Genomic DNA, 24085 nt, shown 5'->3' on the forward strand with positions numbered 1-24085 from the left:
CGCCCCCAAGAACGGCGGCAACCAACGCGAAGAGACACATCATGGACACCGCCCTGCCCTTCCCCGTCTACGACGCGGACAACCATTTCTACGAGCCCGAGGACGCGCTGTTCCGCCACCTGCCGAAGAAGTGGCACAAGGATTTCCGCTTCGTCGAGGTGGACGGCCGCAAGCGGCTGGCGATCAACGGGCAGATTTCGGACTATATCCCCAATCCCACGTTCGAGCGGGTCGCCGGCCCCGGCACGCACGTCAATTACTACAAGGGCAACAACCCCGAGGGGTTGAGCATGCGGCAGATGACGGGCAAGCCCGTCGCGCCGCCCCGCTCGTGGCGCTATGGCGATGAGCGGATCGCGGTGCTGGACGAGCATCAGGTCCACGCCGCGCTCGTCTTCCCGACGCTCTTCTCGGTCATCGAGAAGTGGCTGTCCTACAATCACGACTTCCTCAACGACACGCTGCACGCGCTCAACCAGTGGACCGCGGAGGAATGGGGCTTTGCCCGCGAGGGGCGGCTGTTCGCCGTGCCCGTCGTGTCGCTCGCCGACATCGACCGCGCGGTCGCCGAGACGGACTGGCTGATCAAGGAAGGCGCGCGCACCATCTGCATCCGTCCCTCCCCCGTGCCCGGCTATCGCGGCGGGCGCTCGATGGGGCTGAAGGATTTCGATCCTTTCTGGGCGCGCATTCAGGAAGCGGGGATCTTCGTCTCGATCCACGCCTCCAACTCGGACTATGACAATCTGATCACGATGTGGACGGGCGGCGCGGAATGGCTGCCGTTCGAATCCGATCCGTTCATCAACTGCCTGCGCATCATCGAGCGGGCGATCTCCGACACGATCGCCGCGATCATCTGCGGCGGCGTGTTCGACCGGTTTCCGCAGCTCCGCATCGTCAGCGTCGAGAATGGCGCCAAGTGGGTCATCCCGCTGATCGAGACGCTGCAGCACGTCTACGGCCAGATGCCGCACAAGTTCGCGCGCGATCCGGTGGAGGCATTCCACCGCAACGTCTTCGTGGCGCCCTTCGTCGAGGATTCGTTCGAGGAGCTGGCGCGCCACATGCAGGTTAACCGCATCCTGTTCGGCAGCGATTATCCGCATCCCGAAGGCACCGAGCGCCCGCTCGACTTCCTCAAGGAAATGACCTCTTTCGACATGGCGGCGAAGGAGCGCATCATGTCGGCGAACCTCAAGGGTCTGCTGGAAGGCGTGCGGGATTGAGCATGGACGTGATCGACCGCGTCGCGGAGACGCTGCGGACCAAGGCGGACGGGCCGGCCATCGAATATGCCGGTGCGTGGACCAGCTGGGGCGAGGTGGCGGCCTATGGCGACCAGGTCGGCGCGCTGCTCGATGCGGCGGGCTGCGCGCCCGACGCGCGGATCGGCGTGATCATCCGCAACCGCGCGGCGCATGCCGCGGCGGTGATCGGTCTGCTGGCGCATCGCCGCGCGGTCAGCTTCCTTTATCCCTTCCTGCCCGAGGCCGAGCTGGCGAAGCAGATCGAGGCGCTGGGCGCCGCGGCGATCGTCGCCGACATGGCCGACTGGCCGAAGCTGCGCGCCGCGGTCGAGGCGAATGGCGGCGCCGGCATCGCGCTCGGCGCCGACGTACGCACGCCGCCCCAGTTCGTGGAGGGGCTGGAGCGGACCCGCCGTGCGCCGGTGGGTGAGGATCATGGCGGCGTCGAGGTGCTCTCCAGCGGCACCACCGGCCCGCCCAAGCGCATCGCCATGCCGCTCGCCATCCTGGAGCGCGCGGTGCTGAGCGCGCCGGGGGGAGAGGCGGGATCGGTGCCGCCGGTGCAGATCAACGTCTGGCCGCTGGGCGGCGTCGGCGGCATGTGCCTGCTCACCGCCGCGGCGGCGACGGGCACGCCGCTCGTCCTGTTCGACCGCTTTTCGGTGGAGGAACTGGTGGAGGCGATCCGCCGTCACCGCCCGCCCACGATCGGCCTGCCGCCGACCGCGATCAGCATGATCCTCGATGCGAACGTGCCGCCCGAGGACATGGCGAGCATCAAGAGCGTGTCGGGCGGCTCCGCCTATCTCGACCCGGACGTGCAGGAGCGGTTCGAGCAGCGCTACGGCGCGACCATCCTGTGGGGCATGGGCGCGACCGAATTCTGCGGCACCATCGTCCGCTGGACGCCCGAGATGCGCGAGCGAGCGGGCAGCGCCAAGCGCGGCAGCACGGGCAAGGCGATGCCGGGCGTCGAGCTGCGCACGGTCGATCCGGACACGGGCGAGATCCAGCCGCCGGGGAAGGACGGGCTGCTGGAGGTACATTGCCCCGCGGTCCGGCCCGATTGGGTGCGCACCACCGATCTCGTCATGATCGACGATGATGGCTTCGTCTTCCACCGCGGCCGCGCGGACGGCGCGATCGTGCGCGGCGGCTTCAAGGTGCTGCCCGAGCGCGTCGTCGATGCGCTGCGGGCGCACCCGGCGGTGGCGGATGCCTCCGTCATCGGCATCGACGATGCCCGGCTCGGCGCGGTGCCCGTCGCGGCGGTGGAGCTGGTGCCGGGTCCGCCGCAGACCGACGAGGCCGCGCTGATGGACTATCTGCGCGAGCGGCTGCCCGCGATGCAGGTGCCGACGGAGCTGCGCATCGTCGATGCGCTGCCGCGCACCCCCTCGCTGAAGGTGAGTCTCACCGACGTGCGCAAGCTGTTCGAGCGCGTGGCGGCCTGATCGGCGCCGCTGCTCCTCCCCTGAAAGGACGAAGAATGACGGCATCCCTGTTCGGCCTGGACGGCAAGAAGGCGCTGATCGTCGGCGGTGGCCGCGGCATGGGTGAATCGAGCGCGCTGCTGCTGGCGCAGGCGGGCTGCGATGTCGCGGTGCTCGACAATGACGCGGGCCGCGCGGGCCATGTCGCCGATGCGGTGCGCGGCTGCGGGCGGCAGGGCTTCCCCATCGTCGCCGACATCCTCGACGAAGCGTCCGTCCGCCGCGCGGTGGACGAGGCGGAGGCGGCGCTCGGCGGGATCGACGTGCTGGTGACAATCGTCGGCCAGGCGTTGTTCAAGCCGCTGCTCGACGTGACGCTGGAGGAGTGGGATTTCGACCAGTCGCGCAACCTGCGCTATTTCTTCGTCACCGCGCGCGCGGTGGCGGCGGCGATGATCGCGCGGGGTCAGGGCGGTGCGCTCGTCTGCGTCGGCTCGGTCGATGGTGCGATCGGGGCGCCGGGCCATGCCGCCTACGGTGCGGCCAAGGCGGGGCTGATGCACCTCGTCAAGTCGATGGCGGGGGAATGGGGCCGCAGCGGCATCCGCGTCAATGCGGTGGCGCCCGGCAGCATCACCACGCCGCGCCTGCCCGAGACGGACCAGTCGCGCGCACTGATGGAGGCGAGCGTGCTGCCGATCGGCCGTGCCGGCACGACGGACGAGGTGGCGGGCGCGGTGCTGTTCCTCGCGTCCAAACTGGCGGGCTATGTCACGGGCCATACCGTGTTCGTCGATGGCGGCTGGATGGCGGCCAATCTGTTCGATCCGCGCGTGATGGCGGTGAAGAAGAGCAACGAATAGGGGCGCTCAGGCGGAGAGGAAGCGCATCACTTCGCCCACGAACGCGTCGAAGCGGTCGTGGTGGGGCCAGTGGCCTGCGCCCGCCATCTCCAGGTGCCGCGCGGCGGGCAGCGCCGCGCGCAGGCGGCCGGGCACGTCGGACGGCCAGCTTTCCTGCCCGTGGACCAGCAGCACGGGGCAGGTGATGGCGCGCCACAGCGCCTCCACCGCCGCCTCCGGCATGTCGGGATAGGGCCAGACGCGCAGCAGATTGTCGAACTTCCAGCTCCAGCGCCCATCCTCGCTGCGCACCGCGCCGTGCCGGGTGAGGTGCTGCGCCCGTTCGGGTGAGAGACGCGGATTTTCCGCGATCATGCGCGCCGCCGCCTCCGCCAGATCGTCATAGAGCCTGGGCGCGCGCGCGGCGGCATCCCGCTTCTGCTCGATCCACAGGCGCATCCGCACGTCGGCGGGCGTCGCATCGGTCGGCGCATCGACGCGGGGCGGCGCGCCCACCGCCTCCACCGCCACCAGCCGCGACACCTTGTCCGGATAGAGCCCTGCGAAGCGCAGCGCGATATGCGCGCCAAGCGAGTGGCCGACCATCGCCAGCGGCCTGTCCCCCAATTGGCGGACGAGCTGCGCCAGATCGTAGAGATAGGTGGCGAAATCGTAGCGGCCCTCGGGCGACCAGGCGCTGTCGCCATGGCCGCGCAGATCGAGCGCGACGACATGCCAGTCGGCCCGCAGCGCCTCGGCGGTCCAGTCCCAGCTGCGTGCATGGTCGCGGCTGCCATGGACGAGCAGCAATGTCGGCGCGGCCGCGTTGCCCCAGTCGACATAGCTCAGCCGCTGCCGCTGCGAGACGAAGCCAAACGAGGCGGGGCCGGGGCGCTCGTCCATCACCTCGGCCTGCCGCCGCTCAGTACCGCACCGTCGCGGTGACGCCGAACCGGCGATCCGGCCCCCACGCGATGGTGGAAAAGCCGAGCGCACCGAAATCGACGCCGCTGACGCGCTGCTTCTCGTCCAGCAGATTGTCGCCGAACACCTGCAAGGTCAGCTTCAGATCATCGCCGATCGCTATCTCCGACAACGTGGCGCGCGCGCCCAGCGTGTGCCAGGCGTTGCGGCGGATCAGCTCGTTGAACGGATTCACCCGGTCGAGCGGGAACAGGTAGGTTCCGCTCTGATAGGCATAGTCGACCCGCAGGTTAAGCTTTGCCTCGCCGAACTCCGCCGCATCCCAGCCGGCGCCGGCATTCCACGTCGTCTTGGGGACGTGCGCCAGATGCACCTCGTCCGCCACGTCGATGATCTGGTTGTTGGCCGGATTGACGAACAGATATTCCTTGTACTTCGGATGCACATAGCCGACCGCGCCGTTCAGCGTGAAGCGGTCGGTCAGCTGCGCCGTCGCCTCCAGCTCGAAGCCGCTGAAGGTCGCGCGGCCCGCATTCACCGTCTGCGTGCGGCCGCCATTGGTACCGCCGACGAATTGCGAGATCTGCAGATCCTTGTAGTCGGTGCGATAGACCGACGCGTTGAAGCGCAGCCGGCGATCGAACAGGTCCGCCTTGAAGCCCGCTTCATAGGCGACCGCCGTCTCCGGATCGTAGCTGTTGGGCACGCCCGCCCCGCCCGCATCGAAGCCGCCCGCACGATAGGCGCTGGAGATACGCGTATAGAGCAGCAGTTGCGGCGAGACGCGGTAATTGGCCGAGCCCAGCCAGTTGACGTCGCTCCAGTCGTTGCGGCCGACACCCGGCGTCTGCGCGACACCGTTGGAGAAATTGGCCTGCGCCAGCGACTTCTTGTCCTTGGTGTAGCGCAAGCCCCCGGTCAGCTCGAGCCCCGGCACGAAGCTCGGCTCGTAGGAGACCTGGCCGAAGGCCGCGTAGGATTTCGCCTTCTGCGTGTAATCGCGCACCGTCACCACGTTGCTGCCGCGCAGCACGCCGCCTGCCAGCGGTACCACCGCGGTCAGCCGTTGGATGGTGAAGCTGTCATAGCTCTGGTCGAAATAGAACAGGCCGAGGACATAGTTGAAGTCCGACACGGAGCCGGTCAGCTGGAATTCCTGCGTGAACTGGCGGTCGCGCGCCAGCACCTCGTCCGGATAGTCGAACAGATAGACGCGCGCGACGGTGCCGTTGAGCAGCCGGCCGAGCAGCGCGCCCTGCGCCGCATTGTTGACCGCCTGATCCTCGGAGAAGCGGCGATAGCCGGTGATCGACTTCAGCGACACCGCATCGCTCAGATCGTAGGACATGGTCAGCGCGCCGCCCCAGATCTCGCCCCGCCCGCGCGGCTGATCGGCGATGGCGACGTTCTTCAGGAACTTGTCCGTAACGACGAGCGGCGCGCCGCCGAGGCTTGCCGATTGCGAGAAATAGGCCAGCTGGTTCGGGTTCATCCCCGCCAGCTGCTGATAGATGGGCGCGTTGTGCGTGTTGGTGTAATCACCCTTCAGGTCGATGGTGAAGCCGGGCGCGGCATCGACATGGACGGCGGCGAACACCGAATCGGCGTTGCGCGCACCCGGATCGGCGCTGTTCGTCTTGATGCTGTTCTTGATGTAGCCGTCGCGCTGCTCGTGCGAATAGGCGAATTTGGCCGAAATGCCGCTCGTGCCGAGGACGCCGGTATCCAGCGTGGTGCGCGTGCGCAGCTGGTTGAACGTGCCGTAGGTCAGCTTCTCCTCGATCCCGAACGTCTCGTTCGGCTTCTTGGTGAAGATGTTGACCGCGCCGCCCACCGTATTGCGGCCGAACAGGGTGCCCTGCGGCCCGCGCAGCACCTCGATCCGCTCCAGCTCGACCAGGTCGAACGACAGCGCATTGGGGCGCGAGACGAGCACGCCGTCGACATAGGTGGCGACGGGATAATCGGACACGCCCGTCGCATCCGATCCGCCGACGCCGCGGATGTTGAACACGACGCCGCTGGTGGTCGGCCCCGCGGCGGGCGTGATGAAGACGGCGGGGGCGAGGCCGTTCAGCCGGTCGACGCTGGTGATGTCGCGCTGCTCGATCGTCGCGGCGGAAATGCCGGTGACGGACAGCGGCACGTTCTGCAGGCTTTCCGCCCGGCGCCGTGCGGTGACGACGATGTCGGCGATCCCGCTCTGCGTCGCGGCGTCGCTGTTGGGCGCGGCGTCGGCGGCGGGGGCGGCCATCGCCTCGGCCCCGGTCGGTGCCGGATCGGCCGTCTGCGCCAGCCCCGGCGACGCAAGTGCGAGCAGACTTGCCGAAACCAGCAACGACGCATTGTGCAGCACCATGAATCTCCCTCGGCGCGGGGCCGTTCCTGCGGCGCCGCTGGGCCGCACGCTTAGTAAAACCGGCCGCTTTGCGTCGGCCTGACGGCGGGGTTCCGCATATCCGGAACCGGCCGCGCAGCACGCCGCGTGCCGCCACCGTCCGGGGCATCGACAGCGCCCAAGAGGAGACCGCCAATGGCGACCGGACCAGCCCTGCGCACCGCGCTGATCGTGAACGAATGCCAGCGCGGCGTGATCGAACGCGGCGTGGGCGCCTTTGCCGGGCTGATCGACGAGGTGGAGGCGCGCGGGATCGTGCCGCGCATCGCCGCGCTCGCCGCCGCCTTCCGCGCTGCCGGCCAGCCGGTGGTGCACGCGCCCGTCGCCCACCGGGCCGACTTCGCCGACGTGCAGGCCAATACTCTGCTGGGCGCGATGGCGCGCAAGCATCGCCGCATGGTGGCCGGCAGCACGGAGGCGGCGTTCGTGTCCGCGCTTGAGCCGGCAGCGGAGGATATCGTCGTCGGGCGCTCCTCCGGGCTGATCGCGTTCAACGGCACTTCGCTCGATGCGGTGCTGCGGCGCATGGGCGTCGGCCGCGTCGTGCTGGCGGGTGTCTCCACCAACGTCGCGATCACGGGCTGCGCGATGGCGGCGGCGGATCTCGGCTATCACGTGCTGGTGGCGGAGGATTGCATCGCCGCATCCGACCCGGTGACGCACGCCACCATCGTCCGCGAGCAGCTGCGCATGATCGCCCGCATCGTCAGCGCGGACGAGGCGGCGGCAGCCCTCGTCGGCGGCGGCCAGGGCGATTGATCCGGCCACGATCCGCGCGCTTTCCGGATTGGCGGAAAACGGCGCGGAACAACGGCGAGTCGGCCGTTTGCGGGTCGCTTGCCGCCCGCTTTGCGCAGCGATAAGGTACGGCCAAATCGGCAAGCGACCGGTCGGGTGGGAAGAGGATCGGACCGAAATGGCAACCAGAACGGTTCCACAAGCGGACAATGCGCCCCGTTCCGGCGGGCGCAACGGCGTGAAATCATGCCTCCGCGCGCTGGACGTGATCGAATATTTTACCGGCCATGCGGTGCCCGCGCGCACCATCGACATCAGCGAGGCGCTAGGCATCCCGAACAGCAGCGCGGACGAGATCCTGCGCACGCTCGCCGCCTCCGGCTATCTTAGCTATAATCGCGTGACCAAGCGCTACGCCCCCTCCTACCGCCTCGTCGCGACCGTCCGCGGGATCGAGCATGGCTTTTTCGGCGGCGATTGCATCCACGATCTGCTGACCGACCTGCGCGTGGAAACCGGCGCCACCGTCTATCTGACGCTGCAGAACGATTGCTGGGTGCAGAGCGTGGCGGAGATCCGCGGATCGTGGCTCGCGCCGCGGGCGGAGCCGGATTACCCGACCGAGGTGATCCGCTACGATCATGATCGCTGGCGCCCGGGCACCAATTTCGCCGCCGCGATGCTGGCGCAGAAGTCCAACGTCGAGATCATGGAGCTGGCCACCCGCGCGCAGCAGATGGGCCTCGGGCCGAAGGGGCCGGCGCTGATGAAGAGCCTGGTCGATCATGTCGCGCGGACGCGGGCGCAGGGTTTCGCCATGTGCCGCCGCGGCGATTATGCGCCGGTCGACAGCATGGCGGTGCCGCTGCATATCCCGCACGCCGTCACGCCCTATGCGGTGGGTGTCGTCGGCGACACCTTGTTCACCGGCGACGGTGACGTGAAGCGAATGGCCTCCGCCATGCGCGGCGTCATCGCGCGCCACAGCGAGGCGCTGCACCGCATGCCCGCACGCAGCGCCGCCGGGATCCACTGATCCACCACGCTCCGGCGATGCAGGGGCTTTAGCGCGCGCCACTTGTTCTTGTGCCGAAGCTGCGCTCGAAGCGGCTAGCATCGACGCACAAGGCGCAGGAGAGTGGCGTGATCGACCAGAATGCGGAGCGGATCACGCGCAGCCACGTCGCGCTGATCGCGCTGCTGACCATCGTCGTCATGTTCGAGGGGTTCGACATCAGCGCGACCAGCGTCGTGCTGCCTTATCTCGGCAAGGAGTTCGGCGCGGAGCCGCCCGAACTCGGCCGCGCGCTCAGCCTGATCGCACTCGGCTCGATTGTGGCCTGGGCGACGGTGCGGCTGGGCGATCGCTTCGGCCGGCGCCCGATCCTGCTGTTCAGCGCCGCCGCCTTCTCGATCGGATCGCTGGCGACGGTGCTGGTGCAGGATGTCGCGGGCTATGTCGCGGTGCAGCTCGTCACGCGCATCTTCCTCGTGACCCAGATCGCCACCGCCTACGTGATCGTCAGCGAGACGCTGCCGCCGGCCGCGCGCGGGCGCGCCAACGGCCTGCTCGGCGCATTCGGCAGCTTCGGCGCGGCGCTGCCCTATTTGCTGCTCGCACCCGCGCTGGAGACGCCGCTCGGCTGGCGCATGCTGTTCGTCATCGGCGCGGTGCCGCTTCTCACCCTGCCCTTCCTGTGGGCGTGGCTGCGCGAGACGCCCGTGTGGCTGGCGGCGCGTGCCTCGGGCGCTCCGCGCCTGTCCGCGCTGGAGGAGCTGCGCCAGCTGACCGCGCCGGGCCTTCGCCGCAACGCGCTGACCATGACCCTTCTATGGCTGATCGTGAACTTCGCCAGCTCCGTCTCCGCCCTCTTCTTCACGCTCTACGTCGTGAAAGAGCGGGGCTGGGCGGCGACCGACTTCGCGCTGATCGCACCGATCGGGCTGATGGGCGCGTTCGTCGGCTATGCCGGCGCCGGCTGGCTGATGGACCGGATCGGCCGCCGCTGGACGCTGACGCTCTACATGGGCGCTTTGGGCGCGCTGACGATGCTCTGCTACACCGCGACCGGCTGGTGGACGGTGGCGGGCGCCTTCCTCGGCATCCAGGCGGTGATCGGCGTGTGGGTCGTCGCCTACACGCTCAATTCGGAGCTGTTCCCGACCCACCTGCGCGCCGCCGCCAATGGCTGGTGCCACAATCTGCTGGCGCGCTGGGGCGTGGTGATCGCCCCCTTCGTGCTCGGCGCGCTGACCGCGCGAATGGGCGCGATCGGCCCCGCGGCGACTGCGCTGGGGGCGGTGGCGTGGGCGGCGATCCCTGTCGCCTGGCTGCTGCTGCCCGAAACGCGCGGGCGGCGGCTGGACGAGCCTGCCGCCGCCTGAGCGAAGCCCATACCTTGCTGCCGTTCGTGCTGAGCTTGTCGAAGCATCGCCCTTTCTCCGCTCCGAAGAAGAACGGCCCTTCGACAGGCTCAGGGCGAACGGGTTAGCTCAATTCGCGCTCGCCGCGCTCCGCCCCGCCTGCCGGCCGAAGAAGGTGCAGTCGGCCAGACTCATGCCCGAACTGTAACCATGGCCCGAGCGCGGCAGGCCCGACGTCGCCCGCCCCGCGGCGAACAGGCCGGGCACCGGCTCGCCCCCGCGATCCAGCACATGGCCGGTCGGCAGCGTGGACAGGCCACCGAGCGTGAAGAAGGAGAAATAACTCTCGCGGAAATTGAGCTCCAGCGCGGCGAACGGCCCCTCGGTCAGGGGTTTGAGCCACTGCGGATGCTTGCGGAACACCGGATCGTGCCCCTCCGCGGCATAGCGGTTGAAGGTGTGGACGGTGGCGGCCAGCGTCGCCTCGGGCAGGCCGAGCTCGCGCTCCACCTCCTCCCACGTGTCGCCGACGGCGGCGATCGAGATGCGGGCAAGCTCGATCGGCTGGCTGAAGATCGAATTGTCGACCAGCAGCCACACCTTGTCGCCCGGCTGGTCCACCATCGTCCGGCTGACGCGGCCGTGATAGCAATCCTCGTTGATGAAGCGGTTGCCCGCCTCGTTGACGAAGATGCCCTTCACGAAATCGGGCGGCATGATCCATGGGCAGGTGGTGAAGAATTCGTCCATGTGGATCGCATCGCCGCCGGCACCGATGCCCATTAGGATGCCCGAGCCATTGTCATTCTCGCCGATCGGGTCGGACAGCTTCATCGTGCCGGGCGCATAGCGGCGGAGCATATCCTCGTTCATCGCGAAGCCGCCTGTCGCGAGCACGACGCCGCGATGCGCGCGGACATGGACCGGCCGGTTGTCGATCCTGACGACCAAGCCGACGACGCGCTCGCCCTCGACGATCAGGCTCTGCGCCTTGGCATCGACGCGCACGTCCACCCCTGCGTCGCGCACGCGCGCCTCGAGGATGTCGACCAGCTTGCGCCCGCCGCCCCAGCCTTCCCACTGGATGACGTGGCCGCGCGGCGCGGGCTTGGCATTCGCCGAATAGGGCCATGCCTCCTCGCTGCCCGACCAGATCAAGGTGTCGTCGGTGGCCGGCTCGATGATCTTGCCGGGGACGAACGTGCCCTTGTAGGGGACACCCTGTGCCTTCAGCCATTCGAAGTGGGCGAGGCTGTTCTCGGCATACATGTCGCACTTGGCGGCATCCGCATCGGGGCCGCCCGCCATCTTCAGATAGGTGGCCAGCGCCTCGACGCTGTCGTCGAAGCCCGCCGCTTTCTGCACGTCGGTGCCGCCGCCGATATAGATTTCGCCGCCCGACAGGGCCGAGGCGCCGCCGCTGCCCGATCCGGCCTCGAACAGGGTGACGCGGGCGCCCGCGCGCGCCGCCTCAAGCGCCGCGCACGCGCCGGACGCGCCAAAGCCGACCACCGCCACGTCGCACTCGATATCCCATGCCGGCACGTTCTCGGCCAGCAATGGCCGGTGCAGGGTTCCACGCGCCACTCGATCCTCCCGCTCATGCGCCTCCGGGCGCTTCTCACGGGTTGTCATGCCGAACGACCACGAGTTGCGCAACAGCGCGCCTATGCAGGTGCGCATTCTGTCGGCGGCGTTACGATCAGTCGAGCTCGAACAGGCTGACCGGCCCCTCCACCACGCCGACCTGCGCGACATAGCGGCCCCATGCCGCGATCAACTCGGCGAGCAGCGCCGGCTCGTCCGCCGCCCGGTCCTGCGTCTCGCCCGGATCGGCCGCGAGATCGTAGAGCTGCCAGGCGGCAGTGCCTTCGGGGGTGCGCAGCCACACCGCCTTCCACCGGTCCCGCCGGATGGCGCGGCGGCCGAACAGCTCCCAGCCCGTCTCCGCATCCGCCGGGTGGATCGCGGCCGCAGCGTCCCCCAGGTGGCGCCTCAGCGAGCGGCCGCGCATCGGCTCCACCGCGCGGCCGGCCCATGCGGGCGGGTGCGCGACGCCGGCGAGATCGAGGATCGTCGCCGCGACATCCATCGCAGTCGAGAAAGCGTGGCTGATGCCGGTGCGCACGCCCGGCCCGCTGACGAAGAAGGGCACGCGGATGCCGCCCTCGGTCGGGAAGGATTTGTGCAGCCGCGACGGTGCGGTTGCCGCCTGCGCCCAACGCGGGCCATACCAGATGCAGCTGCTGGCATTGCCGAGATTGTCGACGCTGTTGTCGAAATTCTCGGCGATCTGCCGCTCGATCAGCGCGCCGACGATCGGCATCGCCTCCACCATCGCCCCCTCCGCGCCATTGTCGGAGAGGAACAGGATGATCGTGTCGCTGAGCCCGCCATCCTCGCGCAGCTGATCGATGACGCGGCCGACATTCCAGTCCATCCGGTCGACCATGCCGGCGTAGACCTCCATCGCGCGGGCCGACCAGGCGCGGTCCTCGTGCGACAGATCGTGCCACGCCTCGCCGCCGACGAACGGGTGGACGGGCACGTCCGCGGGCACCAGCCCTTCGGCGCGCAGCCGCGCCAGCCGCTCCTCGCGCAGCGCCTCGGGCCCGGCATCGTAGCGGCCGCGATAGGGCAGGATGCTCTCTCGCGGCGCCTGCAGGGGCCAGTGCGGTGCGCTGAAGGGCAGATAGGCGAAGAAGGGCCGGTCGCGCGGCCGCTCCTTCAGATAGCCGACCAGCCGTTCGGCGAAGTAATCGGACGAGTAGAAATCGTCCGGCAGCCGCCCGACGCGCGCGCCATCCTCCTCATAGACGGTCTGCACCGCGGAAAAGGCGTCCGCCCCCTCGCCGGCAAAGTGGCTCGATCCCGCGGGCAGCAGCGCGAAGGAGCGTTCGAACCCGCGCGCGGCGGGCACGCTCTCCGCCGTGTCGCCGAGATGCCATTTGCCCGACAAGAGCGTGTGCCAGCCGGCATCGCGCAGGAGCTCGGTCACCGTCACGACGCGGTCATTGAGGTGTCCTTCATAGCCCGGCGCGCCGGCAAAGCCCGGTGCCGCCACCTCCAGCATCGTGCCGATGCCTGCCAGATGCGGGTCGGTGCCCGTCATCAGCATCGCCCGCGTCGGCGAGCAGGCGGGGGCGGAGTGGAAGTCGGTGAAACGCAGCCCGCCGCGCGCCAACGCGTCGAGCCGCGGCGTGGCAATCTCGCCCCCGAAGGCACCGAGATCGGAGAAGCCGAGATCGTCCGCGACGATCAGCAGGATATTGGGTCGCGTCATGCTCAGATCGTCCAGCGCAGCGTCAGGCCATAGGTGCGCGGATCGCCCAGGATCGCGCTCGACTGGCCCGTGTTGAAGGCCGAGGCGTTGATGATGCTGTAATAATCCTCGTCGAACAGGTTGCGCGCGAAGATGGACAGATCCCACCCTGCGGCAGCATCGCGCAGGCCGATGCGCGCATTGACGACGTCATAGCTCGGCGCCAGCGAGTCCGCCGCCAGGTTGAAGCTGGTGAAGAAGCTGGAGCGATGCTGCCAGTCGGCATTCAGATAGGCCTGCCGCTCCGCCCCCACGTCTGCGGCATATTCGCCGCCGCCGCTGAACGACCATTTCGACACGCCCGGCAGGCGCCGTCCGGAAAGGTCGCAGACGGTGCGCAGGCCGAGATATTCAACCGGGCACGGTGCACCCGTGAAGCTGCGATAGGTCGCGTCCGTATAAGCGGCCGATCCGAACAGGCTGAGGCCGCGGAGCGGCCGCACGCTCGCGTCCAGCTCCACGCCGCGCGACCGGACGGTGCCGACATTGGCGATATAGGCGGTCTGCGCCACCGCCAGATCGATCTGCTGGCTCTGATAATTGCGCACGCGCTGGTCGAACGCGGCGAGGTTGAGCGTCAGGCGCCGGTCGAACAGCTGCGTCTTCAGGCCGGCCTCGATGCTGCGCACCTTTTCCGGATCGATCACCTTGGGCGCGGCGGTGGCGTTGAGGTTGAGCCCGCCCGATTTGAAGCCGCGCGCATAGGTGGCGTAGGCGAGAATGGCCGCCGTCGGCGTCCACGACAGGGTCGCGCGGCCGGACAGGTTGTTCTCCGTCGTCTCGGGCTCGAACGCCGGGATGTTGGGGGCGAAGCTGTTGCGGATCGCCTGCGCGCCGAGCGCGATCTGTGCGGCCGTCAGCGCCGGCCCGCGCTGCACCTGCGCGAAGGCGCCGTCCTTCTTTTCGCGCGTGTAGCGCAGGCCCCCGGTCAGGTCGATCGTGGGCGTGGCGTGCCACGTCGCCTCGCCGAACGCGGCATAGCTGCGCGTCCGCGCGGTGGCGCTGCCGTCGGCGAACAGGCCGTTCAGCGCCGCCTGGCCGGCGGCCGAGGGCGTCGTGCCGCCCGGCGTCGCGGGTCCGAGGATCCACAGCGCGGCATCGCGGCCGTAGATGGTGAAGAAGCGGTCGTCGATGCGCTGATGGAAGTAATAAAGCCCTGCCACATAATCGACCGTGTTGCGGCCATTGGAGGCGATGCGCAGTTCCTCACTGAACTGCTTCTGATCCTCGTCGACGCCCGCATTCTCAAAGATGTCGAGGCCGATGATGTCGCCGTCAGTGTTCGGGCGATACTTCGTCTTGCGCCAGCCGGTGACGGAGGTGATCGTCGCCGGGCCGAGATCCCAGTCGGCGATGCCCGTCGCGCCATAGGTCTTCATCGCGACATCGAACCGCCGGTTCGTCTCCAGCCGCCGCGCGAAGGGATCGACCGGCAGCGGCGCATAACCGAAGCGCGCGACGCGCTGGACGAAGTTGTTCGGCAGCGGCGTGCCGTCGATCCGCGTGGTGCGGATCGTCGTCGTCGGGCCGGAGCAACATTCCTGATCGAGATCGCTGTAATCGGCGATCAGGCGCAGCTTGAACGCCTCGCTCGGGCGGAACAGCAATTGGGCGCGCGCGCCCTTGCTGTGCAGATCGTGGACGCGCCGGCCGCTCGGCTCCACCGTCTGGAAGCCCCGCTCGCGCACCGTGTCGCTCACCGTCACGCGGAGCGCCACCGTGTCGCTGAGCGGCGTCGTGCCCGTCGCACGCGCCTGGACCGAGCGGTAATTGCCGACGCTCACCTCGCCGCGCAGCGACGGCTCAAAGGCAGGCTCGGCCGTCGTGATGTTGATCGCACCCGCGGTGGTATTCTTGCCGAACAAAGTGCCCTGCGGCCCGCGCAGCACCTCGACCCGTTCTAGGTCATAGAGGTCGAACGCGGTCTGCGCCGGGCGGCTGAGCAGCACCTGATCGACATAGACGCCCACGCCATATTCGAGGCCGAGGCTGGCAAAAGCGGGCGTGGCGCCGAGGCCGCGAATGTTGATGTTGGTCTGGCGCGGATTGGTCGCGGTCAGCTGCAGGCTGGGGGCGAGCTGCGCCACCTGCGTCAGCCCGATCGCGCCGGGGGTGAGCACCTGCGCGGAGGAGAGCGCGGTCAGCGCGATCGGCACGCTCTGCGCGGTCTCGGCGCGGCGGCGCGCGGTGACGACGATGTCCTGCGGGTCGGCAGCCTCTGCCGCGGCGGCCGGCGTCTCCTGCGCGCTCACCGGTGCGGCGAGCGCGGCGAGCGCCAGGATCGGGCCGGATGCGCGTGCCTTCATCATCTTCCCCCTTGTCTACTATGATGGTGGGGTTTTAAGCAGATGCTCCGCAGCGTCGATAGTAGATGTGGTTGGAAGCCCCCAAGCAAAGCCGCACGATGCGTCCGTAAACATGCTCGTCCCGCGCGATTACGCGCGTTCCGCAGGGTTATTGCCCGACGGGCAGGCCGAAGCCGCGCAGCGTACGCGCAACGATATCGCGCGCCACCTCGGCCACGCAGTGTTTCTGCTCGGGCCCGCCGCAGGCCGATCGCATCCACGACCAGCCCATCGCCGCCTCCAGCAGCGCGAAGGCCATCGCCTCCGGATCGTCGCACACCGGCCCGTCGATCGCGGCCTCGGCGATGCCGCGCCGCACCACCTCGACATGGCGCAGCACCGCGCGATCGAAGTAGATCTGCGCCAGTTCCGGGAATTGCGCCCGCGCGACCAGCATCATCGTGTTGAAGCCGGCGACGTCGGGATCGGCCATGCTCTCGATCGCGGCGCGGACGTGATGCTCCAGCCGCCCCGTCAGGCCCTGCGGCAGCTCCGCATCCCGCCGCGCCGCACGCGCGGACCAGACGCGCACGCGATCCTCCACCACCGCGGCGAACAGGTCGGCCTTGGACGGATAGCGCGCATAGAGCGTGCCCTTGGAGACGGCCGCTTGCGCCGCGATCGCCTCCATCGCCGTCGCGCCATAGCCATGTTCGAGGAACATGGCGTGCGCCGTTTCCACCACCTGCCGGTCGATCGCCTCGGCGCGCTCGCGCGTCGGCCGCCCGCGGCGACCGCGTATCACCGGCTCTGCGGCGGCGCTGGCGAGAAGCTGGCTTGGCACCGTTTCACCTTACGCCCCCCGGGGCCGGACGCAACCGCCGCGACAAGGCGGTTCTCAGCCCGACACGGTGTAGCCGCCGTCCACCGCCAGCGTCTGCCCGGTGATCCACGCGGCGGCCGGGCTGGAGAGGAACAGGATCGCCGACGCGATGTCGTCGGGCTCGCCCAGGCGGCCGAGCGGGGTGCGCGCCAGCGTCGGCGCGGTCCATGCTTCCTGCGCGAAGGTGCCCGCCGTCATGCCGCTGCGCGTCAGCCCCGCCGCCACCGCATTGACGCGGATGCCGTCCGCCCCCCACGCCGCCGCCAGCGTGCGCGTGAGGCCGACCAGCCCCGTCTTCGCCGCGCCATAGCCGGGCACGATGGGGATGCCGAAATAGCTGCTCATCGACGCGATGCCGACCACCGCCGCGCCGCCCGCCCACTGACTCGCGCGCAGCGCATCGCGGCACTGCCGCGTCATGCGGAAAGCGCCGACCAGCAGCATGTTGACCGCGCGCGCGAACACCTCCGGCTCATATTCATCGAGGCCGAGGCTGGGCAGCGCGATGCCCGCATTGTTGACGAGGATGTCGAGCGAGGGGCACGCCGCCGCCGCTGCGTCGATGCTGGCGCCGTCCTCCACGTCGAGTTGCAGGTAGCGATAGCCGGCAAGGTCTGCATCATAGTCCGCCGCGCCGCCGCGCGTGCCGGTGATCGTCACCTCCGCGCCCGCCGCCCGGTAGGCCGCTGCCGCCGCCGCACCGATGCCGCTGGTGCCGCCCGTCACCAGCACGCGCGCGCCGGTGAAATCCCATGTCGGCCCGGTCATACCCGCTCCACCTCCACCCAGGCGCCGTCAGCCGAGGAGCGGCGCGCCGCATCCAGCACCGCCTGACCCTCGGCGGCGTCGCGGAACGTGCCCGCGCGCTCGGGGATGGCGGGCTCCCGCTCCTCGATCCGCGCCTTCGCCTCGGCGAACAGGCGCGCATAGGGGGCCACGTCGAAGCCGGACGTGTGCCAGCGATCCATCTCCGTCTGGATCAGCTCGGCATGGGGGAAGGGCGTCGGCGGCGGATTGACGAGGTCGGCGGGCGTCTCAACCCGCTCGGCCTTGCCGCCGCGCTCGATCCACACCTCTTCGGGCTCGCCATAGGCCGCGCCGCTCTGGATCCACGCCGCGCCGCCGGTGCCGACCAGCTTGGTCGCCATGACGAGCGGCCCCGGCGCCGCCATCGCCGCGACGAGCAGCCCCTTGGCGCCGCTCTCCGTCACGAACTGGAGCGTGTAGCTGTCGTCCGCGGTCATCTGCGGGCGGCCGGGGGCGAGCGTCTGGAGCACCGCGCTCACCCGCTCGATCCGGCCGAGCGCCGACTGCACCTGGTCGATCATGTGGCTGCCGAATGCGCCGAGAAAGCCGCCGCCCTGGCCCGCATCCTCCCACCATTCGGCCAGCGGCTCGTCCGGGTCCTGCAGCCCCGGCTGGTGATAGATGCGCAGGAAGCTGAGCGGATCGCCGATGCGCCCGTCTTTCACCACGCGGCGGAGCAGCGCCTGCGCGCTGTCGAAGCGGAATTCGGCGCCGAGCAGGTGGACGATCCCCGCCGCCTCCGCCGCCGCCAGCATTTCGCGCGCCTGGGCCAGATCGCGCGCGAACGGCTTTTCGCAGACGACGTGGCGGCCCGCCGCAATCGCCTCCATCACCGCCGGATAATGCGCATGCGGCGGCGTGGCGACGGTGACAAGGCGGATCGCCGGATCGTCCAGCGCATCGCCCAGCCGGTTCACCGCACGGGGAATACCCAGCGGCGCGGCGCGCGCCTGCGTCTTGGCCAGATCGCGGCCGACGATGGCGCGCACCTCCAGCCCCGCCTCGCGCAGCGCGCGCACATGCGCGAACAGGCCGAAGCCCGTCCCCACCACCACCGCGCCGATTGGCTCACTCATGCCATTCCCCTTGCTTGCCCGAGCAGCGCGCGCGCCGCCCTCATCCATTGGTCCGCCGTCTCGCCGATCGGCGTGCCCGCCTGCCCGGCGCGGAACACCTCCACCCCGATCGGCGCGGTGCTGCCGATCGCGTCCAGCGTGCGGACGAAGCCCAAAAGGTCGAAATCGCCCTCCCCGGGCAGCAGCCGCGCATTCATCGTCTCGCGCAGCAGGTCGTCCGCGGGCGTGGCGGGCGCGTCGTTGATCTGCACCGTGTGAATGCGCCCCGGCGGGATCGCGGCGAGATCCGCGAGCGTCGATCCGCCGCGAAAGAGATGCCATGTATCGACGGTCAGCCCGCCATTGGCGCGGCCCGCCGCCTCGACGATCCGCGCCGCGCCGTGCACCGACTTGATGTTGCCGGGCGGCAGCGCCTCGATCTGCGCCTTCAGGCCATGCTCGGCGGCGAGATCGCACACCCGCGCGAACGCCGCCGCCGCCTCGTCGAGTGAGGGCGCGGCCGTCCCCATCATCTCGACGACGACGACCGAGGGCGCCCCGATCCGCGCCGCCGCCGCGATCACCCGCTCGGGCGTCAGCGTCTGCAGCAGGTCGTTCATCGGGCTGCGCACCGCCTGATCGTGCGACGGCAGCCAGCAGGCGATGCAATCCACCTCGCGTACCGCCAGCCCCGCATCCGCGATGCGGGCAGCGATCTCGGCGGCGGGCATGCCCGCCTCCTCCAGCCGCCATATGTCGCCCGGCAGCAGCGAGATGCCGGCAAAGCCCGCCGCCGCGACGGGACCGAGCCGGTCGAGCAGCGGCACGTCGTCGCGCGGGGGCGAGCAGAAGACGAGATCGGCGGGGCCGAGTGCGTCAGCCACGGAAGTTCAGCTCCAGCAGGATGCCGTTCGCTTCCGCCACGAACAATTGCGTCAGGCCGATCTGCGGAATGTCGTTCAGCGTGTAAGCGTGGCCCCCTGCCGCCAGCCGTTCTCGCATGCCGGCCAGATCGTCGCACTCCAGCGCGACATGGTGGACCGCGCCGCCCCCGTGCGCCGCGGCGAAGGGGTGCGCGCCGTCGCTCGGATAGGTCGCTCTCACCGGGCCGATGTGGATGATCGGGCGATCCGCCGGATCGTAGATCCAGCACGCCGCCTCGATCGTCTTCACGCCCGGTGCGGGTGCGGCGCGCAGGCCCAGCACGTCGCGGAAGAAGGCCGCGGTGCCGGGCACGTCGGCGGTGCGGATGTTGACATGGTCGAGCGCAAGGACGGCCATCGCGCTCAATCCACGAACTGGCCGGTGTCGACCGCGCGGTGCGCCGCCAGCACGTCATTGTCGCCCCGCTCCAGCGCGGCGAGCGGCACGCGCCACAGCTTCACCGGCGGCGTCGTCTCGGTGCGGACGAAGCGCAGGCCCCAGATGCCCTTGTCGTGCCCGAAGCTGTTGATCCAGTTGCCACCGATGCCGGGATCCCGCTCGGCGATGACGATGCGCACGCGCCCATCGGGTTCGGCGACATGCGCGTAATTGTTCACCCAGCCATTGCCGTCCTCGAACGTGTCGAGATTTTCCTGCCACATGTTGCACAGCTGGAAGTTCCAGTACTCGCACGGCGGCGGCGTGAATTCGAGCACCAGAACCTCGTCCAGCGGCTTCTCCCACCCGCCGAAGGCGACGTGGCGATCGGGCACGCCGCCATTGGAGAGATATTGCGCGCGGCTATAATCCAGCCGGTTCAGCTTGCTCGCGAAATTGCCCTGGTTGCCCTGCCACCAGTTGCGCACCAGCTCCGCATAGCCGAGCACCGCCTGCCCCGCCCAGGCAAGGTTGTTCGCCATCAGCTCGGGGGTGAGCGGAACGGGGGGCGCATGGTCGATCCGCTCGATCGTCATGGCGGGCGCCACTTCGGTCGCGCGGTCGCTCCAGACCAGGCGGATGAGGATGCAGTTGGTGTCGGGCGCAAGCTTCAGCCACGCGCTTCCGGGGCCGGGATCGTTCTGCGACAGGATCACCTCAAACGATCCGTCGTCCGCCACCGCAATCTGCTGGCTGCCGAGAAAGCCCTGCGTCTTCAGGTTGGACGGATCGAACGCCTTGAGGCCGGCCAAACCCTCCGCCGCCCAGTCGCGCGAACCGGGATCGGCGGGGGCGGGGGCGGACAGCACCGCCATGACGAAATAGGGGATGGTGCCGCGCGTGCCGGTGATGCGGTAATCGCGCGCCTCGTCGAACTGGCACATCAGGTGATCTTGATCCACCGTCTGCACGTTGATCGACTGGCGCCACACCATGTCGCGCAGCCGCGGCCGCGTCGGCTCGCCATTCTCCACCAGCCGCTCGAAGCTGGATCGCGCGAGGCGGGTGAGGAAGCGATAATATTCGGCGCGGTCGAGATCGGACGGCGCATCGCCGAACGTGTCGAGATGGCGTCCCGCCACCTTCAGCACCTCGCAGAAATCCTCCCACGCAGCGCCCGAGAGCAGGCGTTCGGCGGCTTGCGTCATGTCAATCCTCCCGGGCGACAGGGAAACGGTCGTAATAAAAGGCGAAGCGCTGGCGGAGCGCAGCCACGTCCACGCCGAACACGCCTTCGAGGTCGTAGATCACGCGGCCGTGCAGGTTGCGCGGATTCTCGGCGAGATAGCCGAGCAGCGCGGCTTCCGCTTCCGCCGTCAGGTCCAGCCCCGCCAGATCATAGACGCGGCGCAGCACGCCTTCCTGATCGGCCATATATTGGTGAAACAGGATGTCGATCGACTGCTCCGGCCCCCACGCATCCCGCTCTGCGATGCAGGCGCGCAGCAGCCGCTCGATCCGCGCCGCCCAGTGCCGCGCGAGGCCTGGTGGATCGGTCGGATCGCGGCGGATGCGGTCGCCATAGCCGAGCATCGTCGTCAGCGAGCGCAGCACCGCCACCGGATCGCGGTGCGTGACGACCAGGGTCGCGTCGGGAAACGCCGCCTTCAGCGCAGCCAGATTCTCCATATGCTGCGGCGATTTCAGCAGCCACCGGCCCTTGCCGCCGCGAAACCAGCTGAGCACCTGCAGCACCTTCTTCTCGTAAAAGTAGCTGTCGGTCCGGTCGCGCGAGAAATAATCGTCGATCCAGCGGGGAATGCGCGTCTGGAACTCCCAGCTATAGCAGGCGAGATCCATGTAGAGCAGCTCGTTATCCTCATGGATCGACGCCGCATCCATGCCGTGCATCGCCGCCATGTGCGGCAGCATCGCCTCGAAGTGCCCCCAGAATTCGGCTGAGCGCTGCTCGCGCGGATCGGGGCCGTCCGCAGGCGGCGGGGCGGCAGGCACCGGCTCCTCCGATTCCCACAGGGTGAGCGAATGGAGCCGCGTGTCGCGCGCCAGCCAGTTGACCAGGTGTGTCGTGCCGGAGCGCGGCAGGCCGGCGATGATGATCGGACGGTCGATCCGGATGTCGAGGATCTCGGGGTGGCGCTTCACCAGATCCTCGATCCGCAGGCGATTGGCCATGACGCGGATGGCATGATCGAGGATCGTGATCCGCCCGCCACGCGTCAGCCCCTCGTCCTCGCGCAGCGCCTGCACCAGCACGTTCAAGCGATGGCGAAGCGGGCCCTCGTCGCCGAAATCGCTCAAGGCAGTCGCGGCGCGCGCGGCGGCGAGGATGCCGTCCGCGTCGATCTCCGCATCGAACGCCGCCGGACCTTCGCGGGCGGCGGCAATGGCGGGCGTGATGCGCGGATCGGCGAGATCGTCGATCAGGATGTCGGGCGCGCTCATGCCGGTTCCCCGTCGAAGTGCAGCATCACCTTGGCGGAGCGGTCGGCATCGCCCGCCACCGCAATCGCTTCGTCGAACCGGTCGAAGGCGAAGCGGTGGCTGACCATCGGCGCCAGATCGACCTTGCCCTCGCCGATCATCGCCAGCGCCTCGCCAAACTCGTCCGCCCGGTCGAGCGCGATGGAGCCCGTCAGCATGATCTCGTTCGCCATCACCTTCCACAGGTCGATCGGCGCGGGCTTCTTGTAGAGCGCGATCACGCTGATCCGCGCGCGCAGCTTGGCGACCGCGATCACGTCCGTCAGCAAGGGTGCCGCCCCCGCCGCATCGACGAACAGATCGGTGCCGACGAAGCGCGTGCCGAACCGCTCGCCCTCCCCGTGCAGGCCCGCCAGCGCATCGGCGAGGTCCGTCTCCGCCGTGTTGACCGCCAGCGTCGCGCCGAGCGCCAGCGCGCGGTCAAGACGGCTCTGCACCCGGTCGACGATCGCGATGTCCCGCATTCCCAGATGCCGCAGCATCGCCACCGCGCACAGGCCGATCGGCCCCGCGCCCAGCACCGCCACCTTGTCGCCGGGCTTGGCGTCCACCATGCGAAGCCCGTGCAGCGCCACCGACAACGGCTCGGCCAGCGCCCCCTGCTCGTCGCTGACATGATCCGGCAGCGCGAACAGAGTGGAGCCGAGCGCCGCCGCCTGCACGCGGATCAGCGGCGCCATCGCGCCATCGGGTCCGCCCCCGCCGATGAAGCCCGCATCGGGATTGACCGCGATTCGCAGGCCCGGCTCGACGCCATCCACGCCCGGCCCGACCGCCTCGACGACGCCGGCGAACTCATGCCCCAGCGTCAGCGGCTCGGCGAGCGGCACGCCGCCGCCGAGGCCGCCTGCGGCGATATAGCCGAGATCGCTGCCGCAGATGCCGCAGGCACGCACGCGCACCAGCACGTCCCCTGCCCCGATCGCCGGCACGGGCACCGCGTCGACGCTGACGCTGCCCGGTCCGTGCACCCGTGCGCTCCGCATCACGCGCATGCCACCCCTCCGACCATTCTTCTTGTCGTAGCGGATCATGCCGCCATCGACGCGGATCGACCAGTGCTGGCGATGTCGCATCTGTGCTGTTATCGCGTGGCTGTGATCCAGACGCTCCCGGCTTCCGGCACATCGGCCGCACCGCCTTTGTGGCAGGTGGAGGCGCTGGCGGAGGTCGCCACCGCGCGGATCGAGCTGCGCCGCTACCAGCTGCCCCGCCCCAGCGCGATGCACGAGCTCGATCCCGCGCCGATCTTCTCCGCGGTGGAGCCGCGGGCGGGGGGCGCGCGCGGCATCGTCCGGTTCGAGGGCGCGCAGCCGCACCCCGTCGGGCGGCTGATGTTGCGGCCGGGCGGCGTGCCGATGCATTCGCGCGGCGATGGCGGCGCGCTCACCATCATGACCTGCCGGTTCGATCCGGCCTTCTTTGCGCGCGCGGTGCCGCAGGAGGATTGGGACGATGCGCGCCTGCGCCGGTGCGCGGCGATCGAGTCGCGCGGGGTCGGCGATGCGGCGGCGCGGCTGCTGGCGGAGCTGCGGACGCCGGGCTTCGCCGGTGCCCTCGCCATCGAGGCGCTGGTGCAGCTGCTGGCGGTGGAGATCGGGCGCGTCTTCCACCCGCCGGCGCCTCAACGGGTGACAGGCGGCCTCGCCGGCTGGCAGCTCCGCCGCATTGAGGCGCGGCTGGCCGACGCCGCGGGGGACTGGCCGACGACGACCGAGCTGGCGGCGCTCTGCGGCATCAGCCGCTCGCACCTGTCGCGCGCCTTCGCCGCGACCACGGGCACGACGCTCGCTGCGCACGGCGCGGCCCTCCGCATCCGCCAGGCGCGCGCGCTGCTGACGCACACCGACTTGCCGCTCGCCGCCATCGCCCACCGCCTCGGCTTCGCCACGCCCAGCGCCTTCGGCGCCGCCTTCCGCCGCGCGACGGGGATGACGCCGGCAATGCTGCGGCGTGGAGGGATTTAGACGATTTCCATCA

The 24085-nt window shown here is 69.5% G+C and carries 20 protein-coding genes; 7 read left to right on the top strand and 13 right to left on the bottom strand.

Translation table 11 applies throughout. The annotated features are described in order from the left end of the window. The first annotated feature begins 41 nt into the window (after positions 1-41). The 3 genes from BM360_RS08400 to BM360_RS08410 are packed head-to-tail and all read left to right on the top strand — an operon-like array spanning position 42 to position 3546. Entirely contained in the window at positions 42-1229 is a 1188-nt protein-coding gene (locus BM360_RS08400) for an amidohydrolase family protein (protein ID WP_093313272.1), read from the top strand. A 2-nt stretch (positions 1230-1231) separates the two neighbouring features. Then, positions 1232-2704: a class I adenylate-forming enzyme family protein gene (locus tag BM360_RS08405; protein WP_093313274.1), complete on the top strand. Its 1473-nt coding sequence runs from the start codon at positions 1232-1234 to the stop codon at positions 2702-2704. A gap of 35 nt (positions 2705-2739) precedes the next feature. After that, on the top strand, positions 2740-3546 hold the full coding sequence (locus tag BM360_RS08410; RefSeq protein WP_093313276.1) for an SDR family NAD(P)-dependent oxidoreductase: 807 nt from the start codon (positions 2740-2742) through the stop codon (positions 3544-3546). Between the two features lie 6 nt (positions 3547-3552). On the opposite strand, the gene BM360_RS08415 is transcribed toward BM360_RS08410, so the two are convergent. Together BM360_RS08415 and BM360_RS08420 are read right to left on the bottom strand one after the other, a co-directional pair. Next, entirely contained in the window at positions 3553-4428 is an 876-nt protein-coding gene (locus BM360_RS08415; RefSeq protein WP_093313278.1) for an alpha/beta fold hydrolase, read from the bottom strand. 19 nt (positions 4429-4447) lie between these two features. After that, the gene (locus BM360_RS08420) at positions 4448-6808 is read right to left on the bottom strand and encodes a TonB-dependent receptor (RefSeq protein WP_093313280.1); all 2361 of its coding nucleotides are present in this window, start codon (positions 6806-6808) and stop codon (positions 4448-4450) included. A gap of 174 nt (positions 6809-6982) precedes the next feature. On the opposite strand from BM360_RS08420, the gene BM360_RS08425 reads away from it, so the two are divergent. The 3 genes from BM360_RS08425 to BM360_RS08435 all read left to right on the top strand — a co-directional run bounded on the left by BM360_RS08425 (position 6983) and on the right by BM360_RS08435 (position 9970). Beyond that, the gene (locus BM360_RS08425) at positions 6983-7606 is read left to right on the top strand and encodes a cysteine hydrolase family protein (RefSeq protein WP_093313282.1); all 624 of its coding nucleotides are present in this window, start codon (positions 6983-6985) and stop codon (positions 7604-7606) included. Positions 7607-7823: 217 nt separating this feature from the next. Next, positions 7824-8621 (top strand): helix-turn-helix domain-containing protein, encoded by a 798-nt coding sequence (locus tag BM360_RS08430; RefSeq protein ID WP_165611252.1) that lies wholly within the window; start codon positions 7824-7826, stop codon positions 8619-8621. Between the two features lie 107 nt (positions 8622-8728). Then, entirely contained in the window at positions 8729-9970 is a 1242-nt protein-coding gene (locus tag BM360_RS08435; protein ID WP_242653365.1) for an MFS transporter, read from the top strand. Positions 9971-10078: 108 nt separating this feature from the next. Here BM360_RS08435 and BM360_RS08440 read toward each other — a convergent pair whose 3' ends face one another. From BM360_RS08440 to BM360_RS08490, 11 genes are all read right to left on the bottom strand, one after another. Further along, positions 10079-11584 (bottom strand): FAD-dependent oxidoreductase, encoded by a 1506-nt coding sequence (locus BM360_RS08440; RefSeq protein ID WP_242653366.1) that lies wholly within the window; start codon positions 11582-11584, stop codon positions 10079-10081. A gap of 67 nt (positions 11585-11651) precedes the next feature. Then, positions 11652-13232 (bottom strand): arylsulfatase, encoded by a 1581-nt coding sequence (locus tag BM360_RS08445; protein ID WP_093313286.1) that lies wholly within the window; start codon positions 13230-13232, stop codon positions 11652-11654. Positions 13233-13234: 2 nt separating this feature from the next. Further along, positions 13235-15580: a TonB-dependent receptor gene (locus BM360_RS08450; protein WP_093313288.1), complete on the bottom strand. Its 2346-nt coding sequence runs from the start codon at positions 15578-15580 to the stop codon at positions 13235-13237. A gap of 145 nt (positions 15581-15725) precedes the next feature. After that, on the bottom strand, positions 15726-16400 hold the full coding sequence (locus tag BM360_RS08455) for a TetR/AcrR family transcriptional regulator (RefSeq protein ID WP_165611253.1): 675 nt from the start codon (positions 16398-16400) through the stop codon (positions 15726-15728). Positions 16401-16454: 54 nt separating this feature from the next. Beyond that, positions 16455-17207: an SDR family NAD(P)-dependent oxidoreductase gene (locus BM360_RS08460; RefSeq protein WP_093313290.1), complete on the bottom strand. Its 753-nt coding sequence runs from the start codon at positions 17205-17207 to the stop codon at positions 16455-16457. Further along, on the bottom strand, positions 17204-18322 hold the full coding sequence (locus BM360_RS08465; protein WP_093313926.1) for a Gfo/Idh/MocA family protein: 1119 nt from the start codon (positions 18320-18322) through the stop codon (positions 17204-17206). Before BM360_RS08465 ends, BM360_RS08460 begins: the two co-directional genes overlap by 4 nt. Beyond that, complete coding sequence (locus BM360_RS08470; protein ID WP_093313292.1) at positions 18319-19185, bottom strand: sugar phosphate isomerase/epimerase family protein; 867 nt, start codon at positions 19183-19185, stop codon at positions 18319-18321. The genes BM360_RS08465 and BM360_RS08470 overlap by 4 nt, the downstream gene beginning before the upstream one ends. Continuing rightward, on the bottom strand, positions 19178-19582 hold the full coding sequence (locus BM360_RS08475; RefSeq protein WP_093313294.1) for a VOC family protein: 405 nt from the start codon (positions 19580-19582) through the stop codon (positions 19178-19180). Before BM360_RS08475 ends, BM360_RS08470 begins: the two co-directional genes overlap by 8 nt. 5 nt (positions 19583-19587) lie before the next feature. Continuing rightward, positions 19588-20811, bottom strand: coding sequence for a DUF1214 domain-containing protein (locus tag BM360_RS08480; protein WP_093313296.1), 1224 nt, complete (start codon positions 20809-20811; stop codon positions 19588-19590). A gap of 1 nt (position 20812) precedes the next feature. Further along, positions 20813-22066, bottom strand: a complete 1254-nt coding sequence (locus tag BM360_RS08485) for a sulfotransferase family protein (protein WP_093313298.1) — start codon at positions 22064-22066, stop codon at positions 20813-20815. Then, positions 22063-23181, bottom strand: a complete 1119-nt coding sequence (locus tag BM360_RS08490; protein WP_242653367.1) for a zinc-dependent alcohol dehydrogenase — start codon at positions 23179-23181, stop codon at positions 22063-22065. The genes BM360_RS08485 and BM360_RS08490 overlap by 4 nt, the downstream gene beginning before the upstream one ends. A gap of 21 nt (positions 23182-23202) precedes the next feature. On the opposite strand from BM360_RS08490, the gene BM360_RS08495 reads away from it, so the two are divergent. Then, complete coding sequence (locus tag BM360_RS08495; RefSeq protein ID WP_165611254.1) at positions 23203-24072, top strand: helix-turn-helix domain-containing protein; 870 nt, start codon at positions 23203-23205, stop codon at positions 24070-24072. Positions 24073-24085 lie beyond the last annotated feature (13 nt).

Origin of the sequence: Sphingomonas jatrophae, from assembly GCF_900113315.1 — a bacterium.
Classification (GTDB): domain Bacteria; phylum Pseudomonadota; class Alphaproteobacteria; order Sphingomonadales; family Sphingomonadaceae; genus Sphingomonas_P; species Sphingomonas_P jatrophae.